The following is a 13,491-nucleotide window of genomic DNA, read 5'->3' on the forward strand; positions in this document are numbered from 1 at the left end:
TCCATCGAACGGATGAGCCCGACCGGGCGGAACCACCCGAGCGACCGATGCGTCGCGGCCGGGCGCCCGGGCATCCTGGATTCATGCTCGAAATCGACTCCGTCACCCGAAGATTCGGCGACCTGACCGCACTCGACAATGTCTCGTTCTCCGTCCCCGAAGAGGCCTTCACGGGCTTCGTCGGCGGCAACGGCGCAGGCAAGACCACCACGATGCGCATCGTGATGGGGGTGCTCGCCCCCACCTACGGGGAGGTCCGCTGGAATGGCTCCCCCATCACCCGCGCCGATCGCGCCGAGTTCGGCTACATGCCCGAGGAGCGCGGCCTGTACCCGAAGCAGCCGATCCTGCCCCAGCTCGCCTACCTCGGCGAACTGCACGGCATGGACGCCAGGTCCGCGAGGGAGGCGGCCCTTGAACTGCTGACCCGATTCAACCTGGGCGAGCGCACCAAGGACAAGCTGGAGAAGCTGTCGCTCGGCAACCAGCAGCGCGTCCAGATCGCGGGCGCCGTGATCGCCGACCCGAAGGCCCTGATCCTCGACGAGCCGTTCAGCGGCCTCGACCCCGAGGCCGTCGACGAGATGTTCGCGGTGCTCACCGAGTTCACCAAGCGCGGCGTGCCCGTGCTGTTCTCCTCGCACCAGTTGGACCTCGTCGAGCGACTCTGCGACAAGATCGTGATCCTGCGCAAGGGACAGGTCGTCGCCGCGGGCACCGTCGCCGAACTGCGCACCGCAGGCGAGACTCAGCACCGGATCCAGGCGGGTGCCGACCTCGGCTGGCTGCGCGGCACGCCAGGGGTCACCGTCATCGACCTCGACGGCCCGGAGGCCGTCGTCACGTTCGCCGACGAGCAGTCCGCCCAGGCCGGCCTCGCCGAGGCGATGCGCCGCGGCCCCGTCCACTCCTTCGGGCCCATCGTCCGACCCTTGAGCGACTACTACCGGGAGGTAACCCGATGAGCACCGAAGCCAGCACCCGACGCGCCCCGCGCAACCCCTGGGTCATCGTCGCCAAGCGCGAGATCCTGGCCCAACTGCAGAGCAAGGCCTTCTGGGTCGGCACCCTGTCGACGCTCGCGCTTGTCGCGGTCGCGTTCGCCGTCAGCTCCTTCCTCGGGGGCGGCGCGAGCACCACCAAGGTCGCCGTCGCAGACGACCGGGCCGCGGCCGTCCTGAGCGAGGCCAACTCCGCCGGCGGCACCCTTGAGGCCGTCACTGTCCAGGCGGACCAGTTGGATGACGCCGTCAGGGACGGCGACGCCTCCGCCGCGCTGTCCTTCGACGAGGAGACCGGCTGGACGCTGACCGTCAAGAACATGATGGACACCCCCGACCTGAACAATGCGGTGCGCGACTACCAGATCGGTCAGAACGCTGCAGCTGCAGGGGTCGACGCGAAGCAGATCATGGCCAACACCACGGTGAACCTGGTTCCGCTCGACAACAGCGAGACCGGCGCAATGGCGATCACCCTCGCCACATTCGCGTTCTCCATCCTGTTCATGCTTGCGGCCGTCACCTACGGCATGCAGATCGCGCAGTCGGTCGTCACCGAGAAGGAGTCCCGGATCGTCGAGATCCTGGCGGCCGCCGTCCCGATCCGCTCGCTGCTGGTCGGCAAGGTGGTCGGCAACACGCTGATGGCGCTCAGCCAGGTGCTGCTGCTGGTGGGGACGGCGTTGATCGGGCTCACGTTCACCCCATTCAAGGAGATGATCGCCCTGATCGCCCCCGTGGCGGGCTGGTTCATCCTGTTCTTCCTGGTCGGCTTCGCCTCGCTCGCCTGCCTGTGGGCCGCCGCGGGCGCCATGGCGACCCGCGTCCAGGACCTGAGCCAGACCACCACTCCCCTGACGATGATCGTGATGTTCGTCTACATGGCTGGCATCCTCGCAAAGGGCACCCTCGCCCAGGTGCTGTCCTATGTGCCCATCGCCTCGACGGTGATGATGCCGGGCAGGCTGCTCAGCGGCGACGCCACCTGGGTCGACGCGCTGATCGCGCTCGTCATCGCCCTGGTGTTCATGGCGGTGATGATCTGGGTCGGGGTCCGCATCTACCGCAGGGGCCTGCTGCAGACCGGGTCGGTGCTGTCCTACAAGCAGATCTTCAGCAAGGCGAGCTGACCTCCAACACAAAGGCAAGAGGTCCACCCCGCAATGGGGTGGGCCTCTTCTTTGCTTGCGAGCCTGGTCGGCTCAGTGCTTGTAGTCGCCTCGGTAGAACTCCAGCACCCAGCCGGACAGCGCCCAGATGCCGATGCCGACGCCCACCAGCGTGATCCACGCCTGGTGCATCGCCGGGCCGAGCGCGAGGACCGCGACGACGAGGGCGCACCAGAAGGGCCACATGGACTTCGGCGCGAAGAAGCCGACGTTGCCAGCCGCCTCGTACACCTCAGCGTCGGGGCGATCCTCAGGGCGAGGATCGAAGCTGCGCGCCGTCAACGTCAGGTAGCCCGCGATCATGCCACCCAGCAGCCCAGTGAAGCCGAGCACGAAGGTGCCCGCGATCTCACGCGACATGAAGTAGTAGACGGGGGTGACTACCAGGAAGAAGAGGAAAATGAACCAAAAGACCCACTTCTCGGCCTTCACTTCGCGGCTCCTTCAAGCTCGTCGGCGTCACGGTCGAGCAACTCGCCCGGGTCGGCCTCATGGTCGTGGTTGGCCAGTTCAGGCCGGGCAAGGTCGAGCGCGGGGCTGTTCGAGCGGACGCGCGGGAGGCTGGTGAAGTTGTGACGCGGCGGCGGGCAGGAGGTCGCCCACTCGAGCGAACGGCCCCATCCCCACGGGTCGTTGACCGTCACCTTCGGCGACTTTCGCGTGATCCACACGTTCCATAGGAACGGGATCATGCTGACGCCGAGCAGGAACGCGCCGAATGTGGAGATCTGGTTGAGCAGCGTGAAGCCCTCCCAGGCGCCGTAGTCGGCGATGCGTCGCTGCATGCCCTCGACGCCGAGCCAGTGCTGGACGAGGAAGGTGGTGTGGAAGCCGACGAACAGGATCCAGAAGTGGATCTTGCCCCAGGTCTCGTTGAGCATCCGGCCCGTGAACTTCGGCCACCAGTAGTAGAAGCCCGCGAACATCGCGAACACCACGGTGCCGAACAGCACGTAGTGGAAGTGCGCCACCACGAAGTAGGTGTCGGAGACGGGGAAGTCCAGCGCCGGGGAGGCGAGGATGATGCCCGTGAGGCCACCGAACAGGAACGTGGTGAGGAAGCCGATGGCGAACGTCATCGACGTATTCAATGTCAATGAGCCACGCCAGATCGTGCCGATCCAGTTGAAGTACTTCACGCCTGTCGGCACCGCGATCATGAAGGTCATGAACGAGAAGAACGGCAGGTTCACCGCGCCGGTGACGAACATGTGGTGCGCCCACACGGAGATCGACAGCGCGCCGATCGCCAGGGTCGCGAACACCAGGCCGTAGTAGCCGAAGACCGGCTTGCGGCTGAAGGCGCTGAGTACCTCGGTGATGATGCCGAAGAACGGCAGCGCGACGACGTATACCTCGGGGTGGCCGAAGAACCAGAACAGGTGCTGCCACAGCACCGCGCCGCCGGAGGATGGATCGAGCACGTGGCTGCCGAGGACACGATCGGACTCCAACACGAGCAGGCCGACGGCGAGCACGGGGAAGCAGATCAGGACCATCAGCGACGTGACGAGGATGTTCCAGGAGAAGATCGGCATCCGGAACATCGTCAGGCCGGGGGCGCGCATCGTGATGATGGTGGTGACGAAGTTCACCGAGCCGAGGATCGACGAGAGGCCAAGCAGGTACAGACCCATGATCCACAGGTCGTGGCCGACGCCGGGAGAGTGGATCGAGTTGGACAGCGGGGCGTAGGCGAACCAGCCGAAGCTTGCCGCACCGCCGGGGCTGGCGAAGCCCGCGCAGGCCATGATCGAGCCGAACAGGTACAGCCAGTAGGCGAAGCCGTTCAGCTTCGGGAACGCCACGTCGGGCGCGCCGAGTTGCAGCGGCAGGATCGCGTTGGCGAAGCCCGCGAACATCGGGGTCGCGAACATCAGCAACATGATCGTGCCGTGCATGGTGAAGAACTGGTTGAACGTCTCGAAGTTCATGAACTGCATGCCGGGGTTGGCGAGCTCGGCACGGATGCCGAGCGCCAGCAGGCCGCCGATGCCGAAGAAGATGAACGCCGTGACGAAGTACATGTTGCCGATGACCTTGTGGTCGGTCGTCGTCAGGTACTTCATGATCGTCTCGCTCGGGCGGACGTGCGGCCTCACCTCGGCCTCATCGGTCGCGAGCTGGGTGCGTCCGGCCACTGTTGCGCTGCTCATCACTTGTGCTCCTGAGGTGCGGCGGTGGGAAGGGTGGCCTGCAGCGCCTCGGCCAGCTTGCGCTCGCCTGCTCCGCCGGTGGCCGCGATCTCCTTGACCTTTGCCTCGTACTCCTCTTCGGTGACGATGTGCACCTTGAAGAGCATCAGGGCGTGCTTCTCGCCACACAGTTCGGCGCACTTGCCGTCATAGGTTCCGAGGCGGTTCGGCGTGACGTCGAACGAGTTGGGGTGGCCCGGGATGACGTCCCTCTTGAAGTAGAAGTTCGGCACCCAGAACGAGTGGATCACGTCTGCGGACTCGAGGTTGATCCGCACGGTGTGGTCGACCGGCAGGTACAGGTCGGGAAGCGACTCGACCGTGCCGATGGTGTGGGCGTCGGTGCCGACGTCGGGGTTGTCCGCCTCCATGTAGGAGAACGTCCACGACCACTTCTGACCGATCACGTTGATGGTGGTGTCAGGCTCGCGGTTCTGCTCGACCATGGCATCGGAGGCCTTGACCGTGTAGAAGAACAGCACGCCGATGATCAGGAACGGGACCAGCGTGTAGAGCAACTCCAACGGCAGGTGGTAGGTCGTCTGCCGTGGCGCCGGCGCGTCCCCCTCCTTGCGGCGGTAGCGGACGACGGCCCAACCGATCAAGCCCCACACGAGGGCGCCGACCGCCAGGGAGGCGATCCAGGCGCCGACCCACAGGTTGCCGACATTGGGTGCTTCCGCGCTGGCTGCCTCTGGGAGGCCGAACCGCGCGAACTGGCCGGAGCACGCCGACAAGCCGACGAGCATCAAAGGGGCCGCGGCGATGAGCCCGATGCGGGTCTTTCGTCGACGTGATGGCGCAGGAATGCGACTCACAAGTTGCCCTTCCATTCTGGACGTTCCTCTGCCCGACGACCCACCTTGTGCGTCGCCCGGGCACCACTGCTGCAGCCACCTTAACGCAAAAAGACCACCCCGGCGGATTGTCTCCGACCGGGGTGGCGTATCCTTAGCCGCTTTGGCTCAGTGGAAGGAATCTCCACAGGCGCACGAGCCCTGAGCGTTGGGGTTGTCGATAGTGAAACCCTGCTTCTCAATCGAGTCGACGAAGTCGATGCTGGCCCCACCGAGGTAGGGGGCGCTCATCTTGTCGGTCACGACGGCGACACCGTCATAGTCGGTCACGACGTCGCCGTCGAGGGCGCGGTCGTCGAAGTAGAGCTGGTAGCGCAGGCCCGAGCAGCCGCCCGGCTGCACGGCGATGCGCAGCGAGAGGTCGTCGCGGCCCTCTGCGTCGAGCAGGGTACGCACCTTCTGCACGGCGATGTCGGTGAGGACGACGCCGGGCGCGGTCTGGGTATCGGTCACGTGTGGCTCCATAGGTTCAAGCGGGATCGTGAGGTACGGGTCACAAGTCTACGCGCCGAGGCGTGGATTCCCCAGCGGCGCCGTCGGCTGTCGGTGAACAGCCCCTCACCACTGCCAGGTGCGGGCAACATGTGCCGCGACCTCGGCGAGTCGCTCGGGGGTCGGATTCTCCTCCGAACCGCCGGGAACCAGCGGATAGGCCGTCTCGAAGCCCCCCAGGCGCAGCTCCCGCGCGGACACGAAGTTGCGTCCGACGACGGCGATCACCGGGCGGAGCGCCTCGGACGCCATCGCGGCGACCCGCTTGACGACGGGGCCTCCGAGCGCGTGGAAGTCGAGCGACTCGGCGCCCGTGACGACGAGGTCGGCCTGCGCGATGGTCGCGGCGAGGCCGAAGCGGTCGACGAGGAAGGACAGCGGGTCGGTGACCGTGCCGCCGGCGCCCTGCACGAGCAGCCCGAGGCCGCGGGCAGCGCCCGCCCCTGGTGCAGGGTCGATACCGAGGAGCGCCGCCCAGCGGCCGGCCTCCGCGTCGGCGGCCAGCACCGCTGTCAGATCAGCCCCCTCGGAGCGCAACTGCGTGGAGGCAAAGCCGTTGAGCCCCGTGAACTCCTGGCCGACCTGGTCGTCTGGCACCAGGGCGACGAGTTCGCGGGCGCGCCACCGCCGCGCGATCTCTGCGAGTTCCGCGGCAGGGTCTGCGCCGACGAGCGCGCCGCGACCGAGGTCGTCGACGCGGATCGCCGTCAGATCGAGAACCAGGCGGGCCGGGTCACCGCGCAGGAGGTCGCCGAGGTCCTCGGACGTCGACGGCGCGGCCACCACGTGGTCGGGGGCAGATGTGGCGATGCCTTCGCGGAGCGCCCGTCCCGTGGCAGCCAGTGGCACCACGGCGACGGAGACACCGCGCTCCGCGAAGGCTCGCGCAATGACCTCCGACGACGCTGCGGGCTCAAGGCCCGCCAAGGCGTCGGAGGCGATGACGACTCTCACAGGCTGGCCGACTCCTCGTCGCCCTCGTTGAGGTCACTCTCCGCGTCGGGGATCAGCCCGTAGTACTCGCTGGTGGACTTCAACAGTTCGCGCACGTCCGCAAGGGACACGTCGACGTCCGGCAACACCAGGTCGGACTCGACGCTGACGTCTTCGGGCACCTCGACACCGAGCCTTCGCACGCCGTCGCCCAACGCCTGCAGCGCCTCGATCATGCCGGGCTCGTCGTCGGCCTGGACCCGCTGCTCGAGGACACGGTCGAGCTCGTTGAGTTCGATCAGGTCCTCGGGCTGCAGGACCCACTGGCCGTGGCCCATGATCCTCACGATCATGACTGCGACTCCTGTGCAGGCCACTCGTCCGCGCTGGCCGCCGACTGTGCGGGCGCCTGCTGCGCGGGCGCGGCCTGTGCGGGCGCAGCCTGTGCCGGAGCCTGACCGGCCTGCAGCTCGGGACGGGCGGCGGGGCCGCCGGTGAGCTGCGCCTTCATCGCGGCCAGCTCGTTCTCGACGGCGTTGTCCGAGGCAAGCGAGTCGAGCTCGCGGGTGATGTCGTCCTTGACCGTGCCGGTCGGGTCCTCGAGCGCGCCGGAGGCGAGCAGCTCGTCGACGGCGGACGCGCGGGCCTGCAGCTGCAGGGTCTTGTCCTCTGCGCGCTGGATCGCCAGGCCGACGTCGCCCATCTCCTCGGAGATGCCGGTGAAGGCCTCGTTGATCCGGGTCTGTGCCTCGGCGGCCGAGTACGTGGCCTTGATGGTCTCCTTGCGGGTGCGGAACGCGTCGACCTTGGCCTGGAGGCGGGAGCTGGCGCGCACCAGCTTCTCCTCCTCCCCCTGGAGTGCGGCGTGCTGGGTCTGGAGGTCGTCGAGCTGCGTCTGCAGGCCGCCCTTGCGGGTCAGCGCCTCGCGGGCGAGGTCCTCACGGTTGGACTCCAGCGCGCGCTGTGCCGCGTTCTGCAGCCGCTCCACCTCGGAGTTGAGCTTGGTGGCCTGCAGTTCGACGCGCTTGCGGCTGGTGGCGACATCGGCCACGCCCCTGCGCACGTTCTGGAGCAGTTCAAGCTGCTTCTGGTACGAGTAGTCGAGCGTCTCTCGTGGATCTTCGTACTTGTCGAGGGCCTTATTCGCCTTCGACCTGAAGACCAGAGCGATGCGTTCAAAGATGCTTGCCACGGGGTGTCCTTCCGGGAACGTGCGGTGTCCGCCTCAACGTTAGCGCGGAGGTGGTCGAACCGGGGTCTTTCGCTACCCCCAGACGGCCCTGATCTGAGCCGGGGAACCACAGGGTAAGATGTCGACCTGAATCCCCTGCCGCAAAGGAACCTGACTACCGTGGGACTGTTTCGCCCATACGAGCGCAAGGACGGCGCCGACACGCGCGACCAGATCGCGACCCTGACACCCAAGGGCCAGAAGGCAGCCGCGAAGGCCGCAGCAAAGGACGCGAACGAGGCGGCCCCGGTCGTCGAGGACGCCCCCGAGGAGTCGACCAAGATCCAGGTGACGCGGACCAAGGCCAACGCGACCCGTTCGCGCCGCCAGGCCGAGGCGGACCGGATGGAGCGCCTCCACCCGACGCTGACCCCCAAGGAGCAGCGCAAGGCCGCCTCGAGGGCACGCGAGGACGCGCGCGTCCAGGCCCTCGACAAGCAGGAGCGTTCGCCTCAGCGTCAACTCGCACGGGACTACGTCGACACCCGCTGGACGATCAACGAGTTCATGCTGCCGATCTTCATCCTGCTGATGGCGGCCTCGATGGCGACGATGTCGAACATCACGCTGTCGAGCTACATCCTGATGGGCATGTGGGTGGTCATCGGCATGGTCGTGATCAACACGTTCCTGCTCTGGCGGGGGTACAAGAAGTTGCTCGCCGAGCGGCATCCGAGCGCCTCGCCCAAGGGCCTGCTGTTCTACCTGTTCAACCGCTCCATCATGATCCGCCGCTTCCGTCAGCCCGGCCCTCGCATCAAGCGCGGCGACCCGATCTGATGAGCTACCGGTGGACGCCCGGCAAGGGCACCTATTCGATGCAGGCCCTGGACGAGGCGGGCCTGCTGCCCGCCTTTGACGCGCAGCCCGCCGCAGAGGAGTGGCTGACGCTGTTCTTCGAGGACCTGCTCGACCAGGGGGTCGTGGAGGTCAGCCTCCACGAGGAGGATCGGCTCGTCTACGGCCCTATGCCGCTGACGCCCTGACCCCGCGCGAGTCCTGGACGATCAGGACGGCCCCGAAGATGATGATGCCGACCCCGGCGGCCACCGCGAAGGGAGCCTGCTCCCGGGCCACCGCGACGCGGTCCTCGTAGCGCTGCACCTCGCCGGTCTTCTCGTTGGTGAGGCTCGAGTACTCGCAGGTGTCGCCCTGGTGCATCTCCACACCGCGGCAGGAGGTGGCGGGCGCGACCCAACTCACGATCCCCCAGACGGCGACCGCGAGCCCCGCGACGACGAAGCCCCACAGCCCGATGCGTTTGATCACCCCGACAACCTAGCGCCCCAGAGGGCTCCCTCCAACCGTCGCTGCCGGTTGGATAGGCTGTCACGGTGAGTCGAAACATTGCGAACCTGACCCTCAGCAAGTCCCTCCCCAAGGCCGTCGACGTGGTCGTCGTCGGGCTGGTGACGATCAACAAGGACGAGACCGCCGCCGTCGGCGTGACCGCCGACCTCGACAAGGCCTACGCGGCCGCCTACGGGCGCTCCGTGATGGCCATGGCGAAGGCCGTCGGCGCCAGCCCCGCCGCGGACAACGTCACCACGCTGCCCGCGCTCAAGGACACCCGCGTCCTGGTCGTCGGCCTCGAGGACGCCGACGTGACCCCGGAGCGGCTGCGCCGCGCCACCGGGAACGCGCTGCGCACGGTGATCGGCATGGAGGGGGCCGCCGGCTGGCAGGTCGCCGTCTCGCTCGAGGCGAGCGACCCCGAACTCGTGCAGGCCACCGCCGAGGGCGCGCTGCTCGGCGCCTACCGCTTCGAGAAGCTGTCCGAGACCCAGGACGCGGCCCCTGTCGCGGGCATCACGGTCATCACCGGCGCTACGACCACCGTCCAGAAGGACGCGCTCGCCGCTGCCGCCGCCACCTCGACGGCCGTGTGCCAGGCGCGCGACTGGACCAACACTCCCCCGAACCTGCTCTACCCCGCCACCTTCGCCGAGGCGGCAAAAGCCCACCTGCGCGACGCGCGGGTCACCGTCGAGATCCTCGACGAGAAGGCTCTGGAGAAGGCCGGCTACGGCGGCATCCTGGCCGTCGGTGGCGGCTCGGCCCGGGCTCCCCGCCTGGTGCGGTTGAGCTACGCGCCCCGCGGGGCGACCCGGCACCTGGCGCTGGTGGGTAAGGGCATCACGTTCGACTCGGGCGGCCTCGACATCAAGCCCGCGGGCCAGATGGCGGGCATGAAGTGCGACATGTCCGGCGCCGCGGCAGTCATCGCGGCGATCCGCGCGATCGCCGACCTCGGCCTCAAGGTCAAGGTGACCGCCTACGCGGCGATGGCGGAGAACATGCCGTCGGGTTCGTCCTACCGCGCGAGCGATGTGCTGACGATGTTCGACGGACAGACGGTCGAGAACTTCAACACCGACGCGGAGGGCCGCCTCGTGATGGCCGACGCGATCGGGCGCGCCGCGCAGGACTCCCCGGACCTCATCGTCGACGTCGCGACGCTGACCGGCGCCTGCATGGTCGCCCTGGGGATGCGCACGGCGGGCCTGATGACCAACGGCGACGTCACCACCGATCGACTGCTCGACGCCGCCGAGGCTGCGGACGAGGACTTCTGGGAGTTGCCCATCACCGAGCACACCCGCACGCTGATCAAGTCCAGCGTCGCCGACATGCGTTCCGGCTCCGGCCAGCGCTGGGGCGGCGCGGTCGTCGCGGGGGCCTTCCTGGAGCGCTTCGTGCCGGAGGGCATCGAGTGGGCCCACCTGGACATCGCCGGCCCTGCGGAGAGCGAGGAGGCCTACGGCTACGTGCCGAAGGGGGCACCGGCATGGGGGTCAGGACGCTGATCGCGCTTGCGGCTCAGTTGGCGGAAGGCGCCTGAGGCCCTCGGGCCTCACGCTTGGCGCGGAGCCCGTACTCGCGCATCCGCTTCGGGTACGGGACCACGCCGGCGTCGTAGCACGGGATCTGGTGGTCTGCGGCGAACTGGTAGCCGTAGTCGGCGCTGGGGAGGCCACGCCGTGTCGACTCGCCGTCGGCAGCAACGAGCAGGATCGACGGCTTGTTGAACGAGGTGGGCTGCTCCACCCAGGCCTCGACTCCCCTCCTGGTGCCGACGAAGGCGCTGAGGTGCTCGCGCAGCGCGTCAGGCACTAGCTCGGCCTCCTTAGCCAGCTGAACCTGCTTCTTACGACGGCCGAACCAACCCACGCGACCATTATTGCCGATGGACCCTGAGATGGAGCAACGCCCCACCCCCGCGAGGGGATGGGGCGTTTCTCTGGTGAGTCGAAGACTCAGGCGCCGGTGTGGGGAAGGCCGGGCTTGCCGGGCTTCTTCGTCGGGGCCTTGGTCGGGGACTTCGAGGGGCTGGGCTTGACCGTGGGGGTCGAGCTCGACGACGACGTCGCCGTGGGGGTGGGGGTCGGGGTGGCGCCACACATGTAGAGCTCGGCCTCGACCTCGTTGGCCTTCACGGCGCTCTTCGAGCTGACGTTGACGATGTAGGTGCCGCACTCGAGGGTGTCGGGGAAGGTCACCTTGGAGACGACCGACTTGTCCTCGCCCGCCTTGCCCATCGGCAGGGTCCAAACGGTCTTGCCCGCCTGGGTGTTGACCTTCAGGGTGACGGCATCGCCGGGGACGAACTCGCCCGCGGTGACCTGGATGGTGTCGCCGAGCTTGAAGGAGCTGGGGACGGCGACCAGGTTCGAGCCGAGCACGTAAGCGGCAGCGGTGGCGTCGGTGCCTTCACCGTCCTGGTTCTCGGCCGTGGTGCAGTACACGTTGGCCTTGAGGTCACCGTACTTGTCATCGGGGGTGGTGAACTCGATGGGCGCGACCACACCGGACTCCGGCACCAGGATCTTCTGGGGCTCGGTGGCACCGGGCAGACCCACGTTGACGGTGCCGCCTGCCTCACAGCCGGAAACGGTCAGCGTGGCGGTGTCGCCGGGCACGTAGTAGGTGCTGTCCCACGACGCAGTCATCGGCGCGGCCATGGCCAGCGAACCCGAGACCGCGACGAGGCCCGCACCCACGAGGGCCGAGGCGCCGGTGATGGCGCCCAGCTTCTTCAAGATGGACATATTTCTCCCTGGGTATTTGGTTGATCCGCTGGTCACGCTAACAAGAGGCCAGGTCAGAGCGCCACCCTTTCGGCGTGTCGGTCCCAGTAGATGGCCGTAGCCGCGGCCGGTTGGGGCCCTCTGGGAGACTGACGGGCATGACTCGCGACTTCGACGTGGCCATCCTCGGCGCCGGCTCTGCCGGCTACGCCTGCGCGCTGCGCGCGGCCCAACTGGGCCTGCGCGTCGCCCTGGTGGACGAGGGCCAGGTCGGGGGCACCTGCCTGCACCGCGGCTGCATCCCCACGAAGGCCTGGCTGCAGGCGGCGAAGGTGCGCCGCACCGTCGCCAAGGCCCCGTCCTTCGGGGTGCTCGCCTCCCTGGACGGCGTCGACGCCGCGGCGGTGAAGGGCTACGCCGACTCGGTGGTCGGGTCGCTGTTCAAGGGGCTGACGGGGCTCGTCGCCTCCCGCGGCATCACCGTCATCCCTGAGCGGGGGCGGCTGGTCTCCGACGACGGCAGGGGCCCTGGCATCGAGACCGGCGGCCGGACGCACCGCGCGGGCGCCGTCGTGATCGCCACCGGCGCCGCCCCCGTCACCCTCGGCCTTCCCGTCGACGGCACCCGGATCATCACGAGCGAGGAGGCGCTGCGCCTCGATGCGCTGCCAGGGTCCGCGATCGTGCTCGGCGGCGGCGTGATCGGCGTGGAGTTCGCGTCCATGTGGGCCGACCTGGGCGTCAAGGTCACCCTTCTCGAGGCCACCGACCGGCTGCTGCCCGCCGAGGAACCCGGCCACTCCCGCATCCTCGCCAAGGAACTGGCGCGCCGCGGCGTCGACGTGCGGCTCGGCACCAGCCTCACCGAGGCGACCGCCACCGACGCGGGGGTCAGGGTCTTGGCCGGCGACGCGGAACTGACGGCCGACCTGCTGCTTGTCGCCGTCGGGCGCAAGCCGTCGTCCTCCGGCCTGGGTCTCGAGGAGGCCGGCATCGGCATCACCGCGACCGGCCACGTGGTCGTCGACGAGCGCCTGCAGACCTCGGCGCGCGGCGTGTACGCGGCGGGCGACCTGGTCTCGGGGCCGCAACTGGCGCACCGCGGCTACGCACACGGCATCTATCTCGCCGAACGCATCGCGCAGTTGCAGGGCGCCTTCGCGGGCACCCCGACGCTCCCCCGCGACTCCGACATCCCCCGCGTCACCTACTCAAGCCCGCAACTGGCCTCCGTCGGGCTGACGGCGTCCCAGGCGGGCGCCGACGCCGAGGTCGTCGACTATCACCTGACCGGCAACGGGCGCGCGCAGATCCTCCGGGCCCCTGGTGAGCGCGAGATCGGCGTCGTCAGGTTGGTGCGCAGAGGCGGGGGCCAGATCGTCGGCATGCACGTGATCGGCGAGGACGTCTCCGAACTGATCGCGGAGGGCGCGCTGCTGGTCGGCTGGCAGGCGGCACCGGAGGACGTTGCGGGGATCGTGCATCCACACCCGAGCCTCGGCGAGGCCGTCGCGGAGGCCAACTGGGCTCTGGCGGGCCAACCTCTGCACATGCACTCCTGATTGGCATATAGGCTGGTCCCATT

16 protein-coding genes are annotated in these 13,491 nt (G+C 68.3%); 6 read left to right on the forward strand and 10 right to left on the reverse strand.

Annotation, left to right across the window (positions count from 1 at the left end; translation table 11 throughout):
• Positions 1–83 precede the first annotated feature (83 nt).
• Both BW730_RS08250 and BW730_RS08255 read left to right on the forward strand, forming a co-directional pair.
• Positions 84–965, forward strand: coding sequence for an ABC transporter ATP-binding protein (locus BW730_RS08250; protein WP_077685823.1), 882 nt, complete (start codon positions 84–86; stop codon positions 963–965).
• The gene (locus BW730_RS08255; protein WP_077685824.1) at positions 962–2,131 is read left to right on the forward strand and encodes an ABC transporter permease; all 1,170 of its coding nucleotides are present in this window, start codon (positions 962–964) and stop codon (positions 2,129–2,131) included. Before BW730_RS08250 ends, BW730_RS08255 begins: the two co-directional genes overlap by 4 nt.
• A gap of 72 nt (positions 2,132–2,203) precedes the next feature.
• Here the strand turns inward: BW730_RS08255 and BW730_RS08260 are convergent, their stop codons facing one another.
• The 7 genes from BW730_RS08260 to BW730_RS08290 form a co-directional block, all read right to left on the reverse strand.
• Positions 2,204–2,602, reverse strand: a complete 399-nt coding sequence (locus BW730_RS08260; RefSeq protein WP_077685825.1) for a cytochrome c oxidase subunit 4 — start codon at positions 2,600–2,602, stop codon at positions 2,204–2,206.
• The gene (ctaD, locus tag BW730_RS08265) at positions 2,599–4,272 is read right to left on the reverse strand and encodes an aa3-type cytochrome oxidase subunit I (RefSeq protein ID WP_418082049.1); all 1,674 of its coding nucleotides are present in this window, start codon (positions 4,270–4,272) and stop codon (positions 2,599–2,601) included. The genes BW730_RS08260 and ctaD overlap by 4 nt, the downstream gene beginning before the upstream one ends.
• A gap of 53 nt (positions 4,273–4,325) precedes the next feature.
• Positions 4,326–5,183 carry an aa3-type cytochrome oxidase subunit II gene (gene ctaC / locus BW730_RS08270; protein WP_226997152.1) on the reverse strand — a complete coding sequence of 286 codons (858 nt, stop codon included), beginning with the start codon at positions 5,181–5,183 and terminating at the stop codon, positions 4,326–4,328.
• Between the two features lie 147 nt (positions 5,184–5,330).
• Positions 5,331–5,675 carry a HesB/IscA family protein gene (locus tag BW730_RS08275; protein ID WP_471248206.1) on the reverse strand — a complete coding sequence of 115 codons (345 nt, stop codon included), beginning with the start codon at positions 5,673–5,675 and terminating at the stop codon, positions 5,331–5,333.
• A gap of 105 nt (positions 5,676–5,780) precedes the next feature.
• Positions 5,781–6,668 (reverse strand): glycerate kinase, encoded by an 888-nt coding sequence (locus BW730_RS08280; RefSeq protein ID WP_077685828.1) that lies wholly within the window; start codon positions 6,666–6,668, stop codon positions 5,781–5,783.
• Positions 6,665–7,000 carry a PspA-associated protein PspAA gene (gene pspAA, locus BW730_RS08285; protein ID WP_077685829.1) on the reverse strand — a complete coding sequence of 112 codons (336 nt, stop codon included), beginning with the start codon at positions 6,998–7,000 and terminating at the stop codon, positions 6,665–6,667. Before pspAA ends, BW730_RS08280 begins: the two co-directional genes overlap by 4 nt.
• Complete coding sequence (locus BW730_RS08290) at positions 6,997–7,839, reverse strand: PspA/IM30 family protein (RefSeq protein WP_077685830.1); 843 nt, start codon at positions 7,837–7,839, stop codon at positions 6,997–6,999. Before BW730_RS08290 ends, pspAA begins: the two co-directional genes overlap by 4 nt.
• A gap of 159 nt (positions 7,840–7,998) precedes the next feature.
• On the opposite strand from BW730_RS08290, the gene BW730_RS08295 reads away from it, so the two are divergent.
• Positions 7,999–8,658 (forward strand): DUF3043 domain-containing protein, encoded by a 660-nt coding sequence (locus tag BW730_RS08295; RefSeq protein ID WP_077685831.1) that lies wholly within the window; start codon positions 7,999–8,001, stop codon positions 8,656–8,658.
• Entirely contained in the window at positions 8,658–8,864 is a 207-nt protein-coding gene (locus tag BW730_RS08300) for a hypothetical protein (RefSeq protein WP_077685832.1), read from the forward strand. The genes BW730_RS08295 and BW730_RS08300 overlap by 1 nt, the downstream gene beginning before the upstream one ends.
• Here BW730_RS08300 and BW730_RS08305 read toward each other — a convergent pair.
• On the reverse strand, positions 8,845–9,147 hold the full coding sequence (locus BW730_RS08305) for a hypothetical protein (RefSeq protein ID WP_077685833.1): 303 nt from the start codon (positions 9,145–9,147) through the stop codon (positions 8,845–8,847). The two genes, BW730_RS08300 and BW730_RS08305, sit on opposite strands and share 20 nt — an antisense overlap.
• Before the next feature lie 65 nt (positions 9,148–9,212).
• On the opposite strand from BW730_RS08305, the gene BW730_RS08310 reads away from it, so the two are divergent.
• The gene (locus BW730_RS08310; RefSeq protein WP_226997153.1) at positions 9,213–10,685 is read left to right on the forward strand and encodes a leucyl aminopeptidase; all 1,473 of its coding nucleotides are present in this window, start codon (positions 9,213–9,215) and stop codon (positions 10,683–10,685) included.
• Between the two features lie 13 nt (positions 10,686–10,698).
• Here BW730_RS08310 and BW730_RS08315 read toward each other — a convergent pair whose 3' ends face one another.
• Both BW730_RS08315 and BW730_RS08320 read right to left on the reverse strand, forming a co-directional pair.
• The gene (locus BW730_RS08315; protein WP_226997154.1) at positions 10,699–11,049 is read right to left on the reverse strand and encodes a hypothetical protein; all 351 of its coding nucleotides are present in this window, start codon (positions 11,047–11,049) and stop codon (positions 10,699–10,701) included.
• An 86-nt stretch (positions 11,050–11,135) separates the two neighbouring features.
• Positions 11,136–11,927, reverse strand: a complete 792-nt coding sequence (locus BW730_RS08320) for a hypothetical protein (protein ID WP_077685834.1) — start codon at positions 11,925–11,927, stop codon at positions 11,136–11,138.
• A 137-nt stretch (positions 11,928–12,064) separates the two neighbouring features.
• On the opposite strand from BW730_RS08320, the gene BW730_RS08325 reads away from it, so the two are divergent.
• Positions 12,065–13,468 (forward strand): dihydrolipoyl dehydrogenase, encoded by a 1,404-nt coding sequence (locus tag BW730_RS08325; RefSeq protein ID WP_077685835.1) that lies wholly within the window; start codon positions 12,065–12,067, stop codon positions 13,466–13,468.
• Positions 13,469–13,491: the final 23 nt, after the last annotated feature.

It is taken from the genome of Tessaracoccus aquimaris (genome assembly GCF_001997345.1).
GTDB classification, from domain to species: Bacteria; Actinomycetota; Actinomycetes; order Propionibacteriales; family Propionibacteriaceae; genus Arachnia; species Arachnia aquimaris.

Coding starts and splice junctions, on each gene's coding strand:
- BW730_RS08250 (WP_077685823.1), top strand. CDS start 84: ATGCTCGAAATCGACTCCGTCACCCGAAGATTCGGCGACCTGACCGCA.
- BW730_RS08255 (WP_077685824.1), top strand. CDS start 962: ATGAGCACCGAAGCCAGCACCCGACGCGCCCCGCGCAACCCCTGGGTC.
- pspAA (WP_077685829.1), bottom strand. CDS start 7,000: ATGATCGTGAGGATCATGGGCCACGGCCAGTGGGTCCTGCAGCCCGAG.
- BW730_RS08300 (WP_077685832.1), top strand. CDS start 8,658: ATGAGCTACCGGTGGACGCCCGGCAAGGGCACCTATTCGATGCAGGCC.
- BW730_RS08320 (WP_077685834.1), bottom strand. CDS start 11,927: ATGTCCATCTTGAAGAAGCTGGGCGCCATCACCGGCGCCTCGGCCCTC.
- BW730_RS08325 (WP_077685835.1), top strand. CDS start 12,065: ATGACTCGCGACTTCGACGTGGCCATCCTCGGCGCCGGCTCTGCCGGC.